This is a genomic window from Streptomyces sp. NBC_00704 (assembly GCF_036226605.1).
Classification (GTDB): domain Bacteria; phylum Actinomycetota; class Actinomycetes; order Streptomycetales; family Streptomycetaceae; genus Streptomyces.
In genome coordinates, this window is record NZ_CP109000.1 from 6,815,806 (window position 1) to 6,836,678 (window position 20,873).

The following is a 20,873-nucleotide window of genomic DNA, read 5'->3' on the forward strand; positions in this document are numbered from 1 at the left end:
CCCTAGACAGAAAGGCAGGCACCGTGGGACAGCCCACCCGGCCCGTCCGGCCCACCCGGCCCTTCAAGTCCACCCCGACCACCGGGACCGCCCGCACCGCCCGCACCGCCCGCGCCGCGCGGGACCACGACTGGTGGCGCCGGGCCGTCATCTACCAGGTGTACGTGCGCAGCTTCGCGGACGGCGACGGCGACGGCACCGGCGACCTCGCGGGCGTCCGCGCCCGACTGCCCTACCTGGCCGAACTCGGCGTCGACGCCCTCTGGTTCACCCCCTGGTACCGGTCTCCGATGAAGGACGGCGGCTACGACGTGGCCGACTACCGCGCCGTCGACCCGGCCTTCGGCACGCTCGCCGACGCGGAGAAGCTGATCGCCGAGGCCCGTGGACTGGGCATCCGCACGATCGTCGACATCGTGCCCAACCACGTCTCCGACCAGCACCCCTGGTTCCGCGCCGCACGCGCCGGCGGCCCGGAGCGCGAGCTGTTCCACTTCCGGCCGGGACGGGGCGCGCACGGCGAACTCCCGCCCAACGACTGGCGGTCGGAGTTCGGCGGGCCCGCCTGGACCCGGCTCCCCGACGGCGACTGGTACCTGCACCTGTTCGCGCCCGAGCAGCCCGACCTCAACTGGGCCCACCCCGCTGTGCGCCGGGAGCACGAGGACGTCCTGCGCTTCTGGTTCGAGCGGGGCGTCGCCGGCGTCCGCATCGACTCGGCCGCCCTGCCCGCCAAGGACCCCCGGCTGCCTGACTTCGTCGAGGGCCGCGACCCGCACCCCTACGTGGACCGCGACGAACTGCACGACGTCTACCGCTCCTGGCGGGCCGTCGCCGACGAGTACGACGCGGTCTTCGTGGGCGAGGTCTGGCTGCCCGACAGCGAGCGCTTCGCCCGCTACCTGCGCCCCGACGAACTGCACACCGCCTTCAACTTCGCCTTCATGACCTGCCCCTGGCAGGCGGACCGGCTGCGCGCCTGCGTCGACGAGACGCTCGCCGAGCACGCGCCCGTCGGCGCCCCCGCCACCTGGGTGCTGTGCAACCACGACGTCACGCGCACGGTCACCCGGTACGGACGCGCCGACACGGCGTTCGACTTCGCCGCGAAGGCCTTCGGCACCCCGACCGACCTCGCTCTCGGCGCCCGCCGGGCCCGGGCCGCGGCCCTGCTGTCGCTGGCCCTGCCCGGAGCCGTCTACGTGTACCAGGGCGAGGAACTCGGGCTGCCCGAGGCCGACGTGCCGGTCGAGCGCATCGTCGACCCCATGCACTTCCGCTCCGACGGGGCCGACCCCGGCCGCGACGGCTGCCGCATCCCGCTGCCGTGGACGGCCGGGGCGCCCCACGCCGGGTTCGGCCCGGGCCGGGAGCCCTGGCTGCCGCAGCCGGCCGGCTGGGCCTCGTACGCCGTCGACCGGCAGCAGGACGACCCCGGCTCGATGCTCGCCCTCTACCGTGCGGCGATCCGGCTGCGCCCCGTCTTCGGCGGCGACGCGCCCCTCACCTGGCTGCCCGCCCCCGACGGAGTGCTGGCCTTCAGCCGGGCCGACGGCGTGGTCTGCGCCGTCAACCTCGCCGACGCCCCCTACGCACCCCCCGCCGCCGCCGAACTCCTCCTCGCCAGCGGTCCGCTGGACGACGAGGGGCGGCTGCCCCAGGACACCGCGGTCTGGCTGCGCCTCTGAGACCGCGTGCCGCTGTCCCCGCACCCCCACCACGAAGGGACCAGCACAGATGAACATCAACGCCACAGACCGAGCCGTCCCCCGTGCCGTCAGGGGCGTGCCCGCCCTGCTGGCCGTGGCGCTCGCCGCCGGCCTGCTCGGAGCGACCGCGCCCGCCGCGCACGCGGCCGCCGGGGCCACCCTGCCCTTCACCTCGGTGGAGGCGGAGACGGCCACCACCGACGGGACGAGGATCGGCCCCGACCACACCCAGGGCACCCTCGCCTCCGAGGCCTCGGGCCGCCGGGCGGTACGGCTCGCCGCGGGCCGCCGCGTCGAGTTCACCGCACCGGGCCCGGCCAACGCCGTGAACCTCGTGTACAGCGTCCCCGACGGCCGGTCCGGCACCCTCGCCGTCTACGTCAACGGCGTCCGGCTCGCCCGGACGCTCCCGGTGACGTCGACGTACTCCTACGTGGACACGGGCTGGATCCCCGGCGCGAAGACCCACCACTTCTTCGACGAGGCACGGCTGCTGCTCGGCCAGGACGTGCACGCGGGCGACACGGTGGCGTTCGAGGCGACCGACGTCGAGGTCACCGTGGACGTCGCCGACTTCGAGCAGGTCGCCGCGCCCGCCTCCCGCCCGGCCGGCTCGGTCTCGGTGGTCGACAAGGGCGCCGACCCGAGCGGACAGGGCGACTCCACCCAGGCCTTCCGCGACGCGACAGCCGCCGCCCAGGGCAAGGTCGTGTGGATCCCGCCCGGCGACTACCGCCTGACCTCCTCCCTCGGCGGCGTCGAGAACGTGACGCTCCAGGGCGCGGGCGGCTGGCACTCCGTGGTCCACGCCTCACGCTTCATCGACCAGCCGAACTCGTCCGGCGGAGTGCACATCAAGGACTTCGCCGTCATCGGCGAGGTCACCGAACGCGTCGACTCCAACCCGGACAACTTCGTCAACGGCTCCCTCGGGCCCGGCAGTTCGGTGTCCGGGATGTGGCTCCAGCACCTCAAGGTCGGACTCTGGCTGACGGGGAACAACGACGGCCTCGTCGTCGAGGACAACCGCATCCTCGACACCACCGCCGACGGGATCAACCTCAACGGCAACGCCCGGGGAGTCCGCGTCCGCGACAACTTCCTGCGCAACCAGGGCGACGACTCCCTCGCCATGTGGTCGCTCCACGCCCCGGACACCGACAGCAGCTTCGAGAACAACACCGTCACCCAGCCCAACCTGGCCAACGGCATCGCCGTCTACGGCGGGACCGACCTCACCGTCCGGAACAACCTCGTCCTCGACACCAACGCCCTCGGCAGCGGCATCGCCATCTCCAACCAGAAGTTCCTCGACCCCTTCTCCCCGCTGGCCGGCACGATCACCGTCGACGGCAACACCCTCGTGCGCACCGGTGCGATGAACCCGAACTGGAAGCACCCCATGGGCGCGCTGCGCGTCGACTCCTACGACAGCCCGATCGACGCCACGGTGAACATCACCGGCACCACCGTCACCGACAGCCCCTACAGCGCGTTCGAGTTCGTCTCCGGCGGCGGCCAGGGCCGCCCCGTCAGGAACGTCCACGTCACGGACGCAACGGTGCGCGGCACCGGGACGGTCGTCGTGCAGGCCGAGGCCCCGGGGGCGGCCGTCCTGCGGAACGTCACCGCGACCGGCGTGGGGGCGGCCGGCGTCTACAACTGCCCCTACCCGGCCGGCTCGGGCGTCTTCACCCTCACCGACGGCGGCGGCAACTCCGGCTGGGGCACCGTCTGGGCCGACTGCTCCACCTGGCCGCAGCCCGGCCAGGGCAACCCCGACCCCGGCCCGGACCGCAACCTGGCCGCGGGCCGGCCCGCCACGGCCACCGGCTCGCAGGACGTCCACACCCCCGGCAAGGCCGTGGACGGCGACGCGGGCACCTACTGGGAGTCCGCCAACAACGCCTTCCCGCAGGCCTGGACGGTCGACCTCGGCCAGGCACGGGCACTGCGCCGGCTGGTGCTGAAGCTGCCGCCCTCGCCCGCCTGGGGCGCGCGCACCCAGACGCTGAGCGTGCTGGGCAGCACGGACGGCTCCGCGTACACGACGGTGGTCCCCTCGCAGGGCCACCGGTTCGACCCGGCGACCGGCAACACCGTCACCGTGCCGCTGCCCGCCAGCACGAACCTGCGCTTCCTGCGGCTCCAGGTGACCGCCAACACCGGCTGGCCGGCCGGGCAGTTCAGCGAGGTGGAGGCCTACACGACACCGTGAGCCGGCCCGCGGGCGCCCCGCGCCGCGCCGTCCCGTAGGGGCCGCGCGCCGCACCGTCCGGACCTCCGCCCGAAGGCGGGGCCGGCCGGGAGGCGCGCGGCTCGCGCCTGCCCGGGACCGCTCGGTCGTGCGCCCGCGTGCGCGCCGGGGTGGGCGGGCCGGGGTGGGCGGGCCGTCCCGCAGTCACAGGTCCAGCACGAGCCGCTTCCCCCGGCACCGGGACACACAGATCATCATCGTCTCCCCGGCCTCCCGCTCCTCGTCGCTGAGCACGCTGTCCCGGTGCTCCGGAGTGCCGTCCAGCACGTCGGTCTCACAGGTGCCGCAGGTTCCCTCGGTGCAGGAGTAGAGCACCTGGACGCCCGCCGCCCGCACCGCGTCCAGCACGGAGACGCCCGGCGCGACGGTGAGAGTACGGCCGCTGCGCGCCAGCTCGACCTGGAACCCGCCGTCGGAGGAGGCCGGTTGCTCCTGGGCCTGGAACCGCTCGATCCGGAGCACGTCGGCCGGGCACCGCTTCTGCACCGCGTCCAGCAGCGGGCCGGGGCCGCAGCAGTAGACCAGGGCGTCCCCGGGCAGTGCGTCGAGCACCGGCCCGAGGTCGAGCAGCCCCGTCTCGTCCTGCGGGGCCACGGTGACCCGGTCGCCGTGGACCGCGAGCTCCGCGGTGAAGGCCATGGAGGCGCGGGTGCGGCCGCCGTAGAGCAGGCTCCAGTCGGCGCCCGCCGCCTCGGCGGCCGCCACCATCGGCAGCAGGGGAGTGATCCCGATGCCGCCCGCGATGAAGCGGTACCGGGGCGCCGGGCGCAGGGCGAAGTGGTTGCGCGGGCCGCGCACCGCGACCTTGTCGCCCTGCCTCACCTGCTCGTGCACATGGGCGGACCCGCCCCGCCCGTCCGTCTCGCGCAGCACCGCGATCCGCCAGGCGGTGCGGTCGGCCGGGTCGCCGCACAGCGAGTACTGCCGTTCCAGTCCCGGCCCGAGGACGACGTCGACGTGCGCGCCGGGCTCCCAGACGGGCAGCGGCTCGACCAGAGGATGGCGCAGGGTGAGGGCGAGCACCCCCTCGGCCGCGAACTCCCGCCGCTCGACGACCAGTTCGACCCCGCTGGCGTACATCTCGCTCATGAGGCGTTCCCCCGCGGCGGGTGTCCGTCGGGGTGGCCGAGCATCCACTCCCACATCTCGACCGGGTCCTGCGAGGCGTGCTCGGCGCCGCAGTGGCAGGTGCCGTGCAGGACGTCCGTGCCCGGCAGCCAGTCGACGCGGTAGACCTCGCCGGTGTCGCCGCTGCTCACGAGACCTTCTCCACCGGCTTGTCGCCCTCCTCCACGAGCCGGGCGAGGATGCGGCGGGCGGCCAGGCCGCCGGTGTCGATGTTGATGCTCAGCTCCTGGTACCCGGCACGCTCCGAACCGAGCGTGCGCTGAAGGAGGTTGAGCGCGTCGACGTCCTGCATGACCACGGTGTGGTTGTTGCCCCGGAGGAACTCGGTGACCTCCTCGTCGTCCGTCGCCCAGTCCCGCGAGACCATCCAGAAGTCGTAGACCCTGCCGTCGGCGGACGGCGTGATGGCGTAGGTGATCTCGGTGTGGAAGCCGTTCGGGTCGCTGCCGTCTGCCTCGGGCAGGACGCCCACCGGTGCGATGCGGCTGTGCAGCAGGTACAGGCAGGGGGCGTGGTACTCGATGTCCTGCCAGCGGGTGATCCGCCCCTGGATGCCGGTGGAGCGGGCGTAGAACGGCGGGCACTCGGCGTCGTCCATGTGCCGGCTGACCCGCACGATGCCCGCGCCCTCGTCGACCTCGGTGGTGATCGGCGTCTCGGCGACCTCCGGGGTGCCGATGTACCCGCCGTGCAGATACGTCTCGTGGGAGAGGTCGAGGAGGTTGTCGACGAGCAGCCCGTAGTCGGCGTCGACGGGCTCCATGCCGCGCACGGTCGTCCAGCCGGGGGAGTCGAGGTGCCGGGCGCGCGGGACGGTCCCCGGGTCGGCGAGGGCGGGGTCGCCGATCCAGACCCACACCAGGGAGTCCTGTTCGACGACCGGATAGGCGGCCACCCGCGCGGTGCGCGGGACGCGCTTCTGGCCCGGCACGTACACACAGGCGCCGGTGGAGTCGTACGTGAAGCCGTGGTAGCCGCAGACGACGCGGTCGCCGTCGAGGCGGCTCTCGGAGAGCGGGAACCTGCGGTGCACACACCGGTCGTGCAGCACCACGGGCGTGCCGTCCTCCTCCGTGCGGTAGAGGACGAGCGGCTCACCGAGCACCGTCCGGCCGAGCAGCTCCTCGCGTCCGACCTCCTGACTGTAGGCGGCGACGTACCACTGGTTCCTGGCGAATGCGGTGGTGTGCGGCATGGCGGTTCCCGTCCCTGTCGGCGGGGCGTCCTTGCCCCGCGTGCCGTGGTCGGACTCAGGTTCCTGACGGCCGCGGCCGGCGCGCAAGACGGCTTCTGTCAGGCGGAAGCGTCTCTGCTCGGGAGGGGAGGCCCGCTGACGGGTGGGGGCGGTCGGGCGTCGGGCGGGCGCGGGATAGTGTGCCCCGGTGACCACGCATTCGAACACACCTTCAGGCTGGTACCCGGACCCGCACGGGGCCTCCCGGACCATGCGCTACTGGGACGGCGTCCAGTGGACCGAGCAGACCCGCGCCGAGGGCCCGGGGGAGGGCGCGCCGCAGGTGCCGCCGCAGCCGGGGCCGGACCACCGGGTGCAGAGCCAGGTGCAGCAGCAGGCCGGGGTCGCGCCGAGCGGCCCCGGCGGCGGCACGCTCTTCAGCGAGCCGGTGCTGGTGGTGAACCAGAAGGCCAAGCTGATCGAGCTGACCAACGAGTACAAGGTCATGGACCAGCAGGGCAACCAGCTCGGCTCGGTGGTCCAGGTCGGCCAGAGCATGCTGCGCAAGATCGTCCGCTTCCTTGCCAGCATCGACCAGTACCTGACGCAGCGTCTGGAGATCCGGGACGCCCACGGCCACCCCGTGCTGCTGCTGACCCGGCCGGCGAAGATATTCAAGTCCAGGGTGATCGTCACCCGCCCGGACGGACAGCCGGTCGGCGAGATCGTCCAGCAGAACGTGTTCGGGAAGATCAACTTCGCGATCAACGCGGACGGCCGGCAGGTCGGCGCGATCAAGGCGGAGAACTGGCGGGCCTGGAACTTCGCGATCGTCGACCACGCGGACAACGAGGTCGCCCGGATCACCAAGACCTGGGAAGGCCTCGCCAAGACGATGTTCACCACCGCGGACAACTACGTGCTTCAGATCCACTACCAGCTGCCCGAGCCCCTGTTGAGCCTGGTCGTCGCCACGGCCCTGACCGTGGACACCGCGCTCAAGCAGGACGCGCGCGGCCTGGGCTGACCCGCCCCGCCCGGTCCGGGGCGCACGCAGCGGCCTCGCGCCGCGCCGTGCGGCGCAGGGGCCGTCCTCCTCCGGGAGGGCGGCCCCTGCGTGCGTGCCCTACAACGGGGTCAGGTGCTCGGGACCGTTCGCGGGCCGCGGCAGCAGGGCGGGTTCGGCCGAGGCGGTCTCCGGCCTCAGGGCCAGCACCGCCGCGACCGGATGGTCCTCGTCGTCCATGGCCGGACGGTCCTCGTGGTCGACGACCGGACGGTCCTCGTGGTCGGCGGCCGCCGGGTGCGGAGCGGCCCGCGACAGCAGCACCACGCCCCGGCCCGCCAGCCCCGCGCCCGTCAGCGCGAGCAGTATTCCGGCCGGTCCGCCCTGGAGCCGCTCGCCCAGCAGCGCGAGTCCTATCGCGGCGGCGGCCACCGGGTTGGCGAGGGTGACCATCGCCAGGGGGGCGCCGAGGCCGTCGCGGTAGGCGGTCTGCGACAGCAGCAGTCCGCCCGTGGCGAAGGCCGCGACCAGCAGCGTCACCCCGATCACCCGCGGGCTCAGCGGCGAGCCCGAGGGATCCGTGGCGGCCACCGTCACGGTCTGGGTGAGCGCCGAGGCGACGCCCGAGGCGAAGCCGGAGGCGGTCGCGTGCCGCAGTCCGGGCCTGGCGCCGCGCCGGGCCAGCGCCCCGATCAGCGCGGCCGTCGCTCCCGCCACCGCGACGGCCTCGGGCAGGCTCAGCACGTCCTCGGGGGCCGGGCCGGAGGCCGTGACCAGGATCGCGGCCAGACCGGCCAGCGTGAGGGCGGTGCCCCGCCACTCGGCGGTGCTCACCCGCCGCCCGGCCATCCGTGCGCCCATCGGGACCGCCGCGACCAGCGTGAGCGCGCCCAGCGGCTGCACCACCGTCAGGGGGCCGTACTTGAGGGCGACGACGTGCAGCAGCGCGGCGCCGGCGTTCAGCCCCACCGACCACCACCACGCCCCGTTGCCGAGCAGCCGCAGCAGGCCCGTGCCGGGATGCCGGGACGCCAGCCGCTCCTGGGCGACGGCGGCGGCCGCGTAGGCGACGGCCGAGAAGAGGGACAGGACGACGGCGACCAGCGTGGCGTTCACCGGCCCGCTCCGACCAGGACCGGCGTCGCGTCGGCCGGGACGGGGGCGGGCGCCCCGCGTCCGACGCCGGCGGCCGTGCGCCGGGGGGCGCGGATCAGGGCGAGCGCCGCGCCGAGCAGGACGCCCGCCGCGACCGCGTCGAGCCAGTAGTGGTTCGCGGTGCCCACGATCACCAGCAGGGTCAGCAGCGGATGCAGCAGCCACAGCCAGCGCCGGCGCGACCGGGTGGCGGCTATCAGGCCGATCGCGACCATCAGGGCCCAGCCGAAGTGCAGCGACGGCATCGCCGCGAACTGGTTGGACAGCTGGTCCGTCTGTGGCGGGCCGTACACCGACGGTCCGTAGACCCGCGCGGTGTCGACCAGTCCGGTCGCCGCCAGCATCCGCGGCGGGGCCAGCGGGAACGCCAGGTGCAGGGCCAGGGCGGCGGCGGTGACCGCCGTCAGCGCCCGGCGCGCCCAGAGGTAGTGCGCCGGACGGCGCAGGTAGAGCCAGACCAGGAACGCCAGCGTGGCGGGGAAGTGCACGGTGGCGTAGTAGGTGTTCGCGACCTGTGCCAGGCCGTCCCCGTGCAGCAGCAGCGACTGCACCGTGCCTTCGTCGGGCAGCCGCAGCCACCGTTCGAGGCGCCACACGTCATGGGCGTCGCGGAAGGCCTCGCCGGTGTGGCCGGCGACGAGCTGCCGCCCCAGCTTGTAGACGAGGAAGAGCCCCGCGACAAGCAGGAGTTCGCGGACTACGGGCGGCCTGGCCGGTGTGGCCGGCCCCGCTTCTGCAGGCTCGGTGCGGGCATTCATCCCCCGGCCCCTTCGCTGACGGTGTGGTGCGGTGGGCGGTGCCGCCGGGCTCGTGACTCGTGCATGCACCATCGATACGATGTCGTACCGATACGCCAGTGTACCGATACGAAGGCGTACCGGTACACTGGCGTATCGATTGATGTGCGCCACACTGGAGACCGGGCTCATCCGGACCCCCCGGACCCCCGGCGCACCGGCCGGAGCGACCGGCCCGAGCCGAAGCGGACCAGGAGGAAGAGCAGATGACGTCGCAGGACGCGGAGGGCCCGGAGTCGGCCGCCGCCACGCGCCGCTCCAAGATCACGCCCGAGCGTGAGCAGGAGTTCTTCGACGCCGTCCTCGACCAGGTCCGCGAGTGCGGTTACGAGGCCGTCACCATGGAGGGCGTCGCCGCCAGCACCCGGTGCAGCAAGTCCACGCTCTACCGCCAGTGGAAGACCAAGCCACAGTTCGTGGTGGCCGCCCTGCGCTCGCGCCGCCGGGCCCGGCTCGCCGGGATCGACACGGGGTCGCTGGCCGAGGACCTGCGCGAGGCGGCCCGCGCCACCGGCCGCTGGTCGACCAACGACTCCAAGCTGCTCCAGGCCCTCGGGCATGCCGTCACCGGCGACGAGGAACTCGCGAAGGCGCTGCGGGAGGCGCTCATCGACCCCGAGATCGCCGCCCTGCGCGAGATCCTGCGGCGCGGCGTCGAGCGCGGCGAGGTCCCCCGCGACCATCCGGCGCTCGAGTACGTCCCGGCGCAGATGTTCGGGGTGATCCGGGCCCGTCCCGTCGTGGACGGCGAATACGCGGACCAGGACTACCTGGTCCGCTTCGTGGAGGCCGCCGTGCTCCCGGCACTCGGCCTCACCTAGGACTCAGGCCGCCGTCCACGGGATGACCGGACGGCGACCTGTACCGCGCCGCACCGTGGGGACGGGGGCGGCGCGCACCCCCGGGCCGGGCCGGGCGCCCTTGAGCGGAGGGCGCCCCGCCCGGCCGGCCGTGTTCCGGGGCCGGGCCGGGCGCGCTCAGACGTGCTGTCCGGAACCGCTCCCCGTCGACACCTTGATGCCCTGCACGATCGTGTCGATGACGGACGGGCTCTGGTCGGCGTCGAGGCCGAAGCGCAGCACCACCAGCCGCTTGGAGTCGGCCGGGGCCGGGAAGGCCACCGACTGCACGTAGCCGTCCGCGCCCTTGCTGGTGACCGCCTTCCAGCGCACCAGGTAGCCCTTCTGCCCGGCCACCGTGACCGCCTTCGAGGCGAGCACCTGGTGCGAGGTGATCGCGCCGTACGTCGTGCCGCCGTAGGACTCCTCGGCGTTGGCCGCGATGTCCGCCTTGGCGACCGCCTCGGCGGTGCCGCCTGTGGCCTTCAGCGCCTCGGCGGGCGCGGAGTACACGCCTCCCTTCGTGCAGGTCTTGGAGGTGTCGCCCGGGCACTTGTAGGTGGACTCGGAGTTCACCTGCGCGCCCACGTTCATCTCCTGGCCCGCCCAGCCGGCCGGGACGGGGATGCTGATGCCGTTCAGCGCGTCGGTCACCGAGCCGCTCCTGATCTTCGGCGCCTCGGACTCCCCGGGCGAGGGGGAGCCCCCGCCGGACCCGCCGGATCCGCCGGGCCCGCCGGATCCGCCGGATCCACCGGATCCGCCCGGGCCGCCGAAGGGGCCGCCGTCCTGGCCGCCGGCGCCGCCCGGCCCCTGGGCCGTGCCGCCGCCGCCCGACCCGTCGTCCCGGGCCAGCGCGTACACGCCCACCCCGATGCTGGTCAGGACGGCGACGGCAACGGCCACGGCTATGCCCGTGCGCAGCCCGCGCCGCCCGCCCGGACCCTGCGATGCCGCGGGATACCCGGGGTGTCCCGGATATCCCGGATAACCGGGGTACCCCGGGTAGCCGGGCTGCCCGGGCGGGGCCGCGTAGCCGGGCTGCCCCGGCGGGGCCGCGTATCCGGGGTGGTCCGGCTGGGTCGGGTGCGCCGGTTGCGTCGCGTCGGCCGGGCCCTGCGCCGGCGGACCCCATGCGGCGGCCTGGCCCGCGGGGCGGGTCCGGTCCGTCCACGCCTTGCCGTCCCACCAGCGTTCGGTGGCCGGACCGTCATTCGTCTGCCCCGGGTCGGGATACCACCCGGGAGGAGTCACCTGCGTCATACCCCCACCGTATGAGGCGTCGGTGAAAGCCGGATGAGAGGGCGGCCCCCCGCTCCGGATCCACCCGGCGCGCCCGGTGGCCGGGGTGGCGCGATCCGGCCGTCAATTCGGTGCGCGTCGCTCCCTGTTGACGCCGGGGAGGCTCTCGTGCAGGCCCGCCGGTGCCTCCGCGGCCGTCACCCGTCACCCGTTGCGCGGGACCTGCGCGGACCACCCTCCACACGGACCCGCGGCGGGCTACGCTCGACGTCGGTACGTCGTTCGGGCGACATGGGGAGGTAGCGGGATGACGGAGGTCAGGCCGACGACGGCCCCCTCGGCTCCCCTCTGGGAGCGCGACGAGGAAGTCGCCGCCATCGCGCGGGCGGTGGACAGGCTCCGCGCCGACCGGTCCTCCTCGGGCCACCTGCTGGTGCTCCGGGGCGAGGCAGGATTCGGCAAGACCGCGTTGCTGGCCGAGACCCGTCGCATCGCCGAGGCCCGCGGCTGCGCGGTGTGGTCGGCCCGCGGCGGCGAGACCCTGCGGTCCGTCCCCTTCAACGTGGTCCGGCAGCTGTTGCAGCCCGCGCTGCTGACGCTGCACCCGGAGGAGGCCCGCGAGTACCTCGGCGACTGGTACGACATCGCCGGCCCCGCCCTCGGCATCGCGGAGCCCGGCGAGGGCCACGCCGACCCGCAGGGCGTGTGCGACGGCCTCGTCGCCGCCGTCACCAGACTGGCCCGCGGGGACTACCCGCTCGTCCTGCTGATCGACGACGCCCACTGGGCCGACCAGGAGAGCCTGCGCTGGCTCGCCGCGTTCGTCGAACGGCTCGACGAACTCTGCGTCCTGGTCGTCGTGGCCCGCAGGCCCGGCGAGATCAAGGGCGACGCCGCCCGCCTCCTCGGCGCCGTCGACGAGGCCGCCGGCCGCTCCGTCGCCAGCCTCAGCGCCCTCACCCCGGCCGCGGTCGCGGGCCTCACCCGCGCCACCCTCGGAGCGCACGCCGACGCCGCGTTCTGCCGCGAGGTGTGGGCGGTCACCGACGGCAACCCGTACGAGACCGTCGAACTCCTCGCCAAGGTCCGCGACAGCGAACTGGCGCCCAGCGAGTCCTCGGCGACCGAACTGCGCCCCCTCAACCGCGCGGCCCGGGGCGGCGGACTCGTCGACCGCCTCGAGAAACTCGGCGTCGACGCCACCAAGTTCGCCATGGCGGCCGCGATCCTCGGCGCCGACATCTCCGTCGCCCAGGCCGCCCGGCTCGCCGGCCTCGGCCGCGAGGAGGCGGTGCGCTGCGCCGAACTGCTGCGCAACGCCCGCATTCTCACCGAGCCCGACCCCGGCGCCGTCCCCGCGGACGACGGCGACCTCGAGTTCGTCCACCCGCTGATCGCCACCGCCGTCTACGAATCGATCCCCGGCGGCCTGCGCACCGCGATGCACGGCATCGCCGCCCAGGTCGTCACCGACGCCGGCAAAGGGCTCGCGGCCGCCTCCCGGCATCTGCTCCAGGTGCACGCGGAGGGCGACGAGGAACTCGTCGAGCAACTGCGCGAAGCCGCCCGCGAACACCTGGCCGTCGGCGCCCCCGACGCGGCCCGCCGCTGTCTGGAGCGCGCCCTGCGCGAGCCGCCCGTCCCCGACGTCCACGCCCACCTGCTCTACGAACTGGGCTGCGCCAGCCTCCTCACCGCACCCGCCAAGACCATCGAGCACCTGCGCACGGCCCTGTCCCTGCCGGGCCTCGACGGCGGCGAACGCGTCGACGCCGTCTACCGCCTCTCCCAGGCCCTGCTGCACAACGACCAGATGGACGAGGCCGTCCGCACGGTCGAGGCGGAGGCCGCCCGGCTGGCGCCCGGGCCCGCGCGGATGCGGCTCCAGGCCGTGCAGTTCATGTGGGAGGGCGTGAACGCCGGCGCCCCGACCTCGCCGCACCATTCCGAGAAGCTCGCCGCGCTCGCCGCGACCTGCACCGGCCGGGACAACGCCGAGCGCGCCCTGCTCGTCCTGCGCGGCTTCGACGCCATGACCCACGGCGAGAACGCCGAGGAGGTCGTCGAGTTCTGCGACCGCGCCCTGGTCAACGGCCGCCTCGCCCCCGGCCTCGGCTGGACCGACCAGGAGTGGGGCATCGAACTGCTGATGATGCTGGCCAGCTCCTACGCCTACACCGACCGGCTCGACCGCGCCGACGCCCTCTTCAACGAGGCCCTGCGCGCCTACGTCTCCGCCGGCTGGAGCGGCGGCCACCTCGCCCTGGCCCACGCCTACCTCGGGCTGGGGCTGCGCCGCCGGGGCCGCTTGAAGGAGGCGGAGGAGTCACTGCGGGAGTCGTTGCGCCTCGCCGAGCGCGTCGGCCGTGGCCTGCCCCTGTACTGGTCGGCGATCTGCAACCTGGTCGACACGCTGCTCGTCCGCGGCCATGTCGGGGAGGCCTGGGAGATCGCCGAGCAGTACGGCTTCGCCCCGCCCTACCCGTCCACGATCGTGCTGCCCGACCCCCGCTCGGTGCGCGGCCGGCTGCTGCTCGCCGTCGGTCGCGTCAAGGACGGCGTCAACGAACTGGAGCAGGCCGAGAAGGCGGCCGCCGTGCGCGGCCACTGCAACCCGGTGATGGTCCCCTGGGCCGTCGACCTCGCCCGCGCCCTGGCCCACGAGGACCCGGCCCGCGCGGCCCGGCTCGCCACCGAGGCGCGCCGCCAGGCCGAGCGCTTCGGCACCGACACCGCGATCGGCGAGGCCCTGCGCTGCGCCGCCGCCCTGGAGACCGGCCAGCGCGCGGTCCGGCTCGCCCAGCAGGCGGTCACCTATCTGGAGTCCTCGCCCTGCCAGTACGAACACGCGGCCGCCCGCGTCGAGTACGGCATCCTCTCCCGCTCGGTCTCCGAACTGAGCCGGGGCCTCACGCTGGCGCGTTCCTGCGGCGCGGACGCCCTGACCGACAAGGCGCAGCAGGCCCTGCAAAGCCTGGGCGCACCCCAGGCGGGCCTGGTACCCGGCCAGACCCGGCGCTAGCCGGCACGAAGCCGTCAGCCCGTCCCGCCGGCCGGGGCCTGCCCGGTCGGCCTGGCGGTCCGTTTCTGCGGTCGGGGCCTGCCCGGTAGGTCTGGCGGTCCGTTTCTGCGGCCGGGGGCCTGCCCGGTCGGCCCGTCAGCCCGTCCCTGCGGACGGGATCCGCCCGGTCGGCCCGTAAGCCCGAAGCCCGTTGGTCCGTAAGCCCGAAGCCCGTCGGCTCCTGGCCGCCGTGCCGGTCCGAGGCAGGCCGGTCGCCCGGTCCGGCTCGGTCGGTGTCGTCCCCTCAGTCGGTGTCGTCCCCGGCAGGTTCCGCGGCGGACTGCGGGGTGTCCGGGACGGTTTCCTCGGCGAGCACCCGCTGGGCCGTGGCGAACGCCGAGTTCGCGGCCGGGACTCCGCAGTAGACGGCCGTCTGGAGGAGGACGGCCCCGATCTCGTCCGGGGTCAGGCCGTTGCGCCGGGCGGCCCGCACGTGCATGGCGAGTTCCTCGTAGTGGCCGCGTGCCACCAGCGCGGTCAGGGTGATCATGCTGCGCTCGCGGCGGTCGAGCGTCGGGTCCGTCCAGATCTCGCCCCAGGCGTAGCGGGAGATGAAGTCCTGGTAGCGGGCGGTGAACGCGGTCTGCCGTGCCTGGGCCCGGTCCACGTGCGCGTCCCCGAGGACCTCGCGCCGGACCGCCATGCCCCGCGGGGCTCCGCCGTCGAGGTGGGCCCGCAGCGCGGTCAGCACGGCCTCGGGGCATTCGGCGGGCGCGAGATGCGAGGCGTCCGCGAGTTCGACCAGGGTGGCGTCCGGCACGGCGTCCGCGATCTCCCGCAGATGCGCGGGCGGCGTCGCCGGGTCCTGCCGGCCGGCGATCAGCAGGGTTCGCACGGCCATTTCCGGGAGCCGCTCGCGCACGTCGAACGCGGCGAGCGCGTCGCAGCACGCGGCGTACGCCTCCGGGTCGGCGGCGCGGTGGTCGGCGATCAGCCTCGGCGCGGTGAACCCGGGCGTGAACCAGCGGCCGTTCGCGGTCCGCGCGAGGTCCGCCAGCCCCTCGCGGCGGACCCGCGCGGCCCGCTCCTGCCACGGCCCGGGCCCGTCGAAGTGGGCGGAGGAGCAGATCACGGCCAGCGAGGACACCCGTTCGCGGTGGTGCAGCGCGAGGTACAGCCCCACCGCGCCGCCCAGGGACACGCCCGCGTAGGCGAACCTCTCCAGGCCGAGGGAGTCGGCGAGGGCCAGGACCAGGCCGGCCAGATCGCCCACGGTGGCGCCGGGACCGATCAGGTCGGCGGCCGAACCGCCGTGTCCCGGCAGGTCCCAGCGGATCACCCGGCGGGTGAGGGACAGTTCGGGCGCGACCTCGTCCCACAGCGCGTACGACGTGCCCAGCGAGGGTCCGAGCAGCAGCGCGGGCGCGGAAGTCGGCCCCTCGGCACGGTGGTTGAGCAGCTTCCCGGTCAACGTCGCTCCAGAGCACGGTCGGTGAGGGATCCGGCGGAGCCGGTGTAGCGGGCGGGATCGGTGAGTTCGCCGAGGTCGACGTCCTTGAGTCCGGGCTCCAGGGCGAGGAGTTCGACGAGCGGCCGGTTCCCGGCACAGGCCCGCCGCGCCAGTTCGGTGAGGAGTTCCCGGGCGCGGGCGCGGCCGAGCCGTCCCGACAGCTCGGCGGACAGCCGCTCGGAGACGACGAGCCCGTGGGTGAGGCCGAGGTTCGCGCGCATCGCGTCCGCGTCCACCCGCAGGCCCTCCGCCAGCTCCGCCGCGTCCCGGGCGGCCCCGCCGACCAGCCGCAGCAGGTCCCTGAGCGGCTCCCACTCGGCGTGCCAGGCCCCGGCCGGGCGTTCGTCCTGGGCGGCCAGGGAGCCGTACAGCGTGGCGGCGAGCTGCGGGGCCCGTCGCGCGGCCGCGGCGATCAGCGTCGAGCGCACCGGGTTCGCCTTGTGCGGCATGGCCGAGGAGCCGCCCGCGCCGCCTTCGGCGAGTTCGCCGATCTCGGTGCGGCCCAGGACGAGGACGTCCTCCGCGAGCTTGCCCAGCGCCCCCGCCGTGAACGCCAGGCAGGCGGCGAGGTCGGCGACGGGCGTGCGCAGCGTGTGCCACGGCAACAGCGGTGCGGCCAGGCCGGTTTCGCGGGCGTACGCGGCGGTGAGCGCGCTCGTGTCCGGCACGCCGTACGCCGTGAAGGCGGCCGCCGTCCCCGCCGCGCCGCCGAGTTGGGCGGGCAGCGCGTCCCGTACGGCCGTGATCCGGTCGCGGGCGTCCAGCACCAGGGAGCGCCAGCCGGCGGCCTTCAGCCCGAAGGTGGTCGGCACCGCGTGCTGGGTGAGGGTGCGCGCGGCCATCGCCGTGTCCCGGTGCCGGGCGGCGAGCCCGGCCAGCGCCCCCTGGACGCGGTCGAGGTCGGCCAGCACCGGGTCCAGGGTCCGCGCCGCGACCAGCATCGTCGCCGTGTCCATGATGTCCTGGCTGGTCGCGCCCCGGTGCACGTACGGGCCGTACTCGGGACCCGTCGCCTCGGTGAGGTCGGCGACCAGCGGGATCACCGGGTTGCCGCCGCCGCGGGCGCGCTCGGCGAGGGAGCGCGCGTCGAACGCGCCGCTCGCGGCCGCGGTGACCGCCGCCCCCGCCCCCTCCGGGACCGCGCCCAGCGCCTCCTGGGCGCGGGTCAGCGCGGCCTCCGCGTCCAGCAGCGCCCGCAGGTAGGAGTCGTCGTCCGTCGTGCGGGCGGCGGGGGAGCCGGTCCACCCCGGGGCGAGCAGAGCGGATCCGGACCGGGCAGCAGTTGTCACTGGAACTCCAGGAAGACCGTCTCGCCTTCGCCCTGAAGGCGGATGTCGAAACGGTATGTCCCCGACGCTTCCCGCGTCGCGACCAGCGTGTCGCGCCGCGCCGGGTCCACCCGCCGCAGCAGCGGGTCGGCGGCGAGCGCCGCGTCGTCGCCGGGCAGGTAGATCCGGGTGAACAGGTGCACCAGGAGCCCGCGCGCGAACACGCACAGGCTCAGGTGGGGGGCGCTGCCGCCGCGCGCGCCGGGCCGCAGCGTCCGTGCGGACCAGTGCCCGTCGGCGTCGGTCTGGACCCGGCCCCAGCCGGTGAACTCCACGCCGTTGCGGCCCAGGAACCCGCCGGACGCCGGATCGCGGCGCATCGACCCGTCGACGCGCGGCAGCCCGCCCTCCGGGTCCGCGCCCCACAGTTCCAGCAACGCGTCCGGCACGGCCACGCCCGCGCCGTCGTACACGTATCCCCGCAGGGCGACGGCGTCCGGGTGGCCGGTCGGGGCGATGTCGCCGCCGCCGGGGAACGGCAGGGCGTGCCCGTAGAAGGGGCCGACCGTGTGCGACGGGGTGGGCAGCACGGTCTCCGGACGGCTCGGGTCGGTCTTCGTCATGGCGGCTCAGCGTCCTTCTTCGATCCAGGTGGCCCGCGGTCCGTCGAGCACGATGTCCCAGTGGTAGCCCATCGAGAACTCGGGCACGGACAGGCTGTGGTCGTAGGCGGCGACCAGTCGCTGCCGGGCCGCGTCGTCCGTCACCGACTGGATGACCGGGTCGTAGGGGAGGAGCGGGTCGCCGGGGAAGTACATCTGCGTCACGAGCCGCTGGGTGAAGGCCGTGCCGAACAGCGAGAAGTGGATGTGGGCCGGCCGCCAGGCGTTGAGGTGCTGACGCCACGGGTAGGGGCCCGGCTGGACGGTGGTGAAGCGGTAGAAGCCGCTGTCGTCGGTCAGGGTGCGGCCGACGCCGGTGAAGTTCGGGTCCAGCGGCGCGTCGTGCTGCTCACGCCGGTGGGCGTAGCGTCCGGCCGAGTTGGCCTGCCAGATCTCGACCAGCTGACCGCGCACCGGACGCCCGTCGCGGTCCAGCAGCCGGCCCGAGACGGTGATGCGCTCGCCGATCGGCTCGCCGTGGTGCTGGCGGGTCAGGTCGTTGTCGGTCTCGGTGACGTCCCGCACGCCGAAGGCGGGGGAGCCCAGCTCCACCAGCTCCGGATCCCCGCTGACGTCGATGGCGACCGGCGGCTGCTTCGGGTGGCGCAGGACGGACGAGCGGTAGGGCGCGTAGTCGCGGCGCGGCTGGTGCTCGACGGGCGCGCCGCCGGCGAGCCGCTTCCGGTAGGCGGCGTGCTCGGCCGCGATCTCCTGGTCGATGTCGGCTTGCGTGAGAGTCATGGGAGTTCCCGGGGTTCCTGTCGTTCGGGGACGAGGGCGGGGACGAGGGCGGTGGCGCCGCCCTGCGGGTCGGGGACCGCCGGGCCGGACTCCAGCCGCCCGGCGACGCGGCCGAGGACGTGCGCGGCGAACGCCTGGCGCACCGGGGCCGGGGCGCCGCCGTGGCGGCCGGACGGGGTGCGGACGGCGTCGACGACGTGGACGGTCCTCGGGCCGCCGCTTATGACGGGGCCTCCGTGCGCCCGCCCACCCGGACCACGGCGGCGGTCTTCGCCACGATCTCCCCGACGCCGACCCCCGGCGCGGTCTCCACCAGCGCCAGGCCCTCCGCCGTGACGTCGAGGACGCCGAGGTCGGTGACGATCCGGTCGACGCAGCGCCTCCCGGTCAGCGGCAGCGCGCAGTCGGCCAGGATCTTGGGGCTGCCGTCCTTCGCGGTGTGGGTCATGACGACGATGACCGTGCGGGCCCCGTGCACCAGGTCCATCGCCCCGCCGATACCGGTGATCATCTTGCCCGGAACGGCCCAGTTCGCCAGGTCGCCGTGTTCGGAGACCTGCATCGCGCCCAGCACGGCCACGTCGATGTGGCCGCCGCGGATCATGCCGAACGACAGGGCCGAGTCGAAGAAGGACGCGCCCGGCAGCACCGTCACGGTCTCCTTGCCCGCGTTGATCAGGTCCGGGTCGACCGCGTCCTCGGCGGGGTAGGGGCCGGTGCCGAGGATGCCGTTCTCGCTCTCCAGCACGACCTCGACGCCCGGCGGTAGGTGGTTGGGGATGAGCGTGGGCAGGCCGATGCCGAGGTTGACGTACTGGCCGTCCCTCAGCTCGCGCGCGGCGCGGGCGGCCATCTGCTCGCGTGTCCAGGCCATCAGCCGCTCACCGTCCGCCGCTCGATCTTCTTGTCGCAGGCCTGCTCCGGGGTCAGGGCGACCACGCGCTGCACGAAGACGCCCGGCACGTGCACCGCGTCCGGGTCGATCTCACCGGGCTCCACGAGCTGCTCGACCTCCGCGATCGTGACGCGTCCGGCCATCGCGGCGAGCGGGTTGAAGTTGCGGGCGGCCTTGTTGAAGACGAGGTTGCCGTGCCGGTCGCCGCGGGCGGCCCGCACCAGCGCGAAGTCGGTGCGGATGCCGTGCTCCAGCACGTACTCCACCCCGTCGAACTCCCTGACCTCCTTCGGCGGCGACGCCAGCGCGACGCCGCCCGCACCGTCGTAGCGCCACGGCAGTCCGCCCTCGGCGACCTGCGTGCCCACCCCGGCGGGCGTGTAGAAGGCGGGGATGCCGGCACCGCCGGACCGCAGCCGCTCGGCCAGCGTGCCCTGCGGGATCAGCTCGACCTCCAGTTCCCCGGCCAGGTACTGACGGGCGAACTCCTTGTTCGCGCCGATGTAGGAGCCGGTCACCCGGCCGATCCGCCCGGCGGCGAGCAGCACCGCGAGGCCCGACTCCATCGCCCCGCAGTTGTTGGAGACGACCGACAGTGCGCTGACGCCCCGCTCGTACAGGGCCCCGATGAGGACGCCGGGCACGCCGCTCAGGCCGAAACCGCCCACTGCCAGCGACGCGCCGTCGGGCACGTCGGCCACCGCCTCCAGGGCTGTGGCGACCACCTTGTCCATCCGTGAAGCCCATCTCTCGAACCTGCTGAAGCGGACCGGGACACTCAGCGCGACAGCGCGATAGTCAGCGCACTGAGTACCTCGTCGAGACCTCCCACACGCTTCCATCGCCGCCCGGACCCGTCAAGGCCCAGGGCTGCAATGTGGATACGGGCTGCCGGGAGGCGCGACGTGTCCGCCGTCGAGCGCTATCGTTCAGTACACCGATCAATTCCAGCGGAGGAGCGCTCATGGCCGCGGTGGACCTCACCAGCCATCCCGGGCACCTGGCCCGGCGGCTCCAGCAGGCGCACTACCTGCTGTGGAACACGATGGTCTCCGAGGAGATCACCTCGCCGCAGTTCGCGGTCCTCAACGCGCTCGTGGCCGAACCGGGCCTCGACCAGCGCACGGTGGGGGAGCGGGTCGGCCTCGACCGCTCCACCGTCGCCGAGGTGATCAGCAGGCTCACCCGGCGGTCCCTCCTCGACAAGGTCCGCGACCCGCAGGACGGCCGCCGCTTCCTGCTGCGGCTCACCGAGGACGGGCTGCGCACCCACCGCAGGCTGACCGTGCGCACCGCCCGGATGAACCAGGTCTTCCTGTCCCCGCTGTCGGCCGAGGAACAGGCCCTGTTCCTCCGGCTGATCCAGCGCGTCTCGGACGCGGCCGAGGGACTGCGCAACCCGGCCGAACCCCTGGCGGCCGGCCCGGCCTGACCGCGGACCGAGCCGGAGACCGAGACCGCCGACAGGACCGCGGACCGGCCCGGGACA

General features: G+C 74.4%; 19 protein-coding genes. 6 read left to right on the forward strand and 13 right to left on the reverse strand.

The window, feature by feature from the left end; all coding sequences use genetic code 11:
• Positions 1-158 precede the first annotated feature (158 nt).
• Together OG802_RS29575 and OG802_RS29580 are read left to right on the forward strand one after the other, a co-directional pair.
• On the forward strand, positions 159-1,688 hold the full coding sequence (locus OG802_RS29575; RefSeq protein ID WP_329417515.1) for a glycoside hydrolase family 13 protein: 1,530 nt from the start codon (positions 159-161) through the stop codon (positions 1,686-1,688).
• Positions 1,689-1,737: 49 nt separating this feature from the next.
• On the forward strand, positions 1,738-3,927 hold the full coding sequence (locus OG802_RS29580; protein ID WP_329415350.1) for a discoidin domain-containing protein: 2,190 nt from the start codon (positions 1,738-1,740) through the stop codon (positions 3,925-3,927).
• A gap of 183 nt (positions 3,928-4,110) precedes the next feature.
• On the opposite strand, the gene OG802_RS29585 is transcribed toward OG802_RS29580, so the two are convergent.
• Genes OG802_RS29585 through OG802_RS29595 form a run of 3 tightly spaced genes read right to left on the reverse strand, consistent with a single transcriptional unit; the run spans position 4,111 to position 6,289 of the window.
• Positions 4,111-5,046, reverse strand: coding sequence for a PDR/VanB family oxidoreductase (locus OG802_RS29585; protein WP_443055466.1), 936 nt, complete (start codon positions 5,044-5,046; stop codon positions 4,111-4,113).
• 5 nt (positions 5,047-5,051) lie between these two features.
• Positions 5,052-5,225, reverse strand: a complete 174-nt coding sequence (locus OG802_RS29590; protein WP_329415354.1) for a hypothetical protein — start codon at positions 5,223-5,225, stop codon at positions 5,052-5,054.
• Positions 5,222-6,289 carry an aromatic ring-hydroxylating dioxygenase subunit alpha gene (locus tag OG802_RS29595; protein ID WP_329415355.1) on the reverse strand — a complete coding sequence of 356 codons (1,068 nt, stop codon included), beginning with the start codon at positions 6,287-6,289 and terminating at the stop codon, positions 5,222-5,224. The genes OG802_RS29590 and OG802_RS29595 overlap by 4 nt, the downstream gene beginning before the upstream one ends.
• 187 nt (positions 6,290-6,476) lie before the next feature.
• On the opposite strand from OG802_RS29595, the gene OG802_RS29600 reads away from it, so the two are divergent.
• A complete protein-coding gene (locus OG802_RS29600; protein ID WP_329415357.1) occupies positions 6,477-7,295 on the forward strand; it encodes a phospholipid scramblase-related protein in 819 nt (272 codons plus the stop codon).
• A gap of 99 nt (positions 7,296-7,394) precedes the next feature.
• Here the strand turns inward: OG802_RS29600 and OG802_RS29605 are convergent, their stop codons facing one another.
• Together OG802_RS29605 and OG802_RS29610 are read right to left on the reverse strand one after the other, a co-directional pair.
• Positions 7,395-8,390, reverse strand: coding sequence for a hypothetical protein (locus OG802_RS29605; RefSeq protein ID WP_329415360.1), 996 nt, complete (start codon positions 8,388-8,390; stop codon positions 7,395-7,397).
• Positions 8,387-9,187 carry a phosphatase PAP2 family protein gene (locus OG802_RS29610; RefSeq protein ID WP_329415362.1) on the reverse strand — a complete coding sequence of 267 codons (801 nt, stop codon included), beginning with the start codon at positions 9,185-9,187 and terminating at the stop codon, positions 8,387-8,389. The genes OG802_RS29605 and OG802_RS29610 overlap by 4 nt, the downstream gene beginning before the upstream one ends.
• A gap of 245 nt (positions 9,188-9,432) precedes the next feature.
• Here OG802_RS29610 and OG802_RS29615 point away from each other — a divergent pair, with 245 nt between their 5' ends.
• Complete coding sequence (locus OG802_RS29615; protein ID WP_329415363.1) at positions 9,433-10,047, forward strand: TetR-like C-terminal domain-containing protein; 615 nt, start codon at positions 9,433-9,435, stop codon at positions 10,045-10,047.
• 156 nt (positions 10,048-10,203) lie between these two features.
• Here OG802_RS29615 and OG802_RS29620 read toward each other — a convergent pair whose 3' ends face one another.
• The gene (locus OG802_RS29620) at positions 10,204-11,328 is read right to left on the reverse strand and encodes a DUF2510 domain-containing protein (protein ID WP_329415365.1); all 1,125 of its coding nucleotides are present in this window, start codon (positions 11,326-11,328) and stop codon (positions 10,204-10,206) included.
• Positions 11,329-11,614: 286 nt separating this feature from the next.
• Here OG802_RS29620 and OG802_RS29625 point away from each other — a divergent pair, with 286 nt between their 5' ends.
• Positions 11,615-14,329: an ATP-binding protein gene (locus OG802_RS29625; protein WP_329415366.1), complete on the forward strand. Its 2,715-nt coding sequence runs from the start codon at positions 11,615-11,617 to the stop codon at positions 14,327-14,329.
• A gap of 283 nt (positions 14,330-14,612) precedes the next feature.
• Here the strand turns inward: OG802_RS29625 and pcaDC are convergent, their stop codons facing one another.
• The 7 genes from pcaDC to OG802_RS29660 form a co-directional block, all read right to left on the reverse strand.
• Positions 14,613-15,779, reverse strand: a complete 1,167-nt coding sequence (gene pcaDC, locus OG802_RS29630) for a bifunctional 3-oxoadipate enol-lactonase/4-carboxymuconolactone decarboxylase PcaDC (protein WP_329415368.1) — start codon at positions 15,777-15,779, stop codon at positions 14,613-14,615.
• Positions 15,776-17,107, reverse strand: a complete 1,332-nt coding sequence (gene pcaB, locus OG802_RS29635; RefSeq protein ID WP_329415370.1) for a 3-carboxy-cis,cis-muconate cycloisomerase — start codon at positions 17,105-17,107, stop codon at positions 15,776-15,778. The genes pcaDC and pcaB overlap by 4 nt, the downstream gene beginning before the upstream one ends.
• Entirely contained in the window at positions 17,104-17,709 is a 606-nt protein-coding gene (gene pcaG, locus OG802_RS29640; RefSeq protein WP_329415371.1) for a protocatechuate 3,4-dioxygenase subunit alpha, read from the reverse strand. The genes pcaB and pcaG overlap by 4 nt, the downstream gene beginning before the upstream one ends.
• A 6-nt stretch (positions 17,710-17,715) precedes the next feature.
• Complete coding sequence (gene pcaH / locus OG802_RS29645; RefSeq protein ID WP_329415373.1) at positions 17,716-18,489, reverse strand: protocatechuate 3,4-dioxygenase subunit beta; 774 nt, start codon at positions 18,487-18,489, stop codon at positions 17,716-17,718.
• A complete protein-coding gene (locus OG802_RS29650; protein WP_329415375.1) occupies positions 18,486-18,632 on the reverse strand; it encodes a hypothetical protein in 147 nt (48 codons plus the stop codon). Before OG802_RS29650 ends, pcaH begins: the two co-directional genes overlap by 4 nt.
• Positions 18,633-18,709: 77 nt before the next feature.
• The gene (locus OG802_RS29655; protein WP_329415376.1) at positions 18,710-19,363 is read right to left on the reverse strand and encodes a CoA transferase subunit B; all 654 of its coding nucleotides are present in this window, start codon (positions 19,361-19,363) and stop codon (positions 18,710-18,712) included.
• On the reverse strand, positions 19,363-20,118 hold the full coding sequence (locus tag OG802_RS29660; RefSeq protein WP_329415377.1) for a CoA transferase subunit A: 756 nt from the start codon (positions 20,116-20,118) through the stop codon (positions 19,363-19,365). The genes OG802_RS29655 and OG802_RS29660 overlap by 1 nt, the downstream gene beginning before the upstream one ends.
• 230 nt (positions 20,119-20,348) lie before the next feature.
• Here OG802_RS29660 and OG802_RS29665 point away from each other — a divergent pair, with 230 nt between their 5' ends.
• On the forward strand, positions 20,349-20,816 hold the full coding sequence (locus OG802_RS29665) for a MarR family winged helix-turn-helix transcriptional regulator (protein ID WP_329415380.1): 468 nt from the start codon (positions 20,349-20,351) through the stop codon (positions 20,814-20,816).
• Positions 20,817-20,873 lie beyond the last annotated feature (57 nt).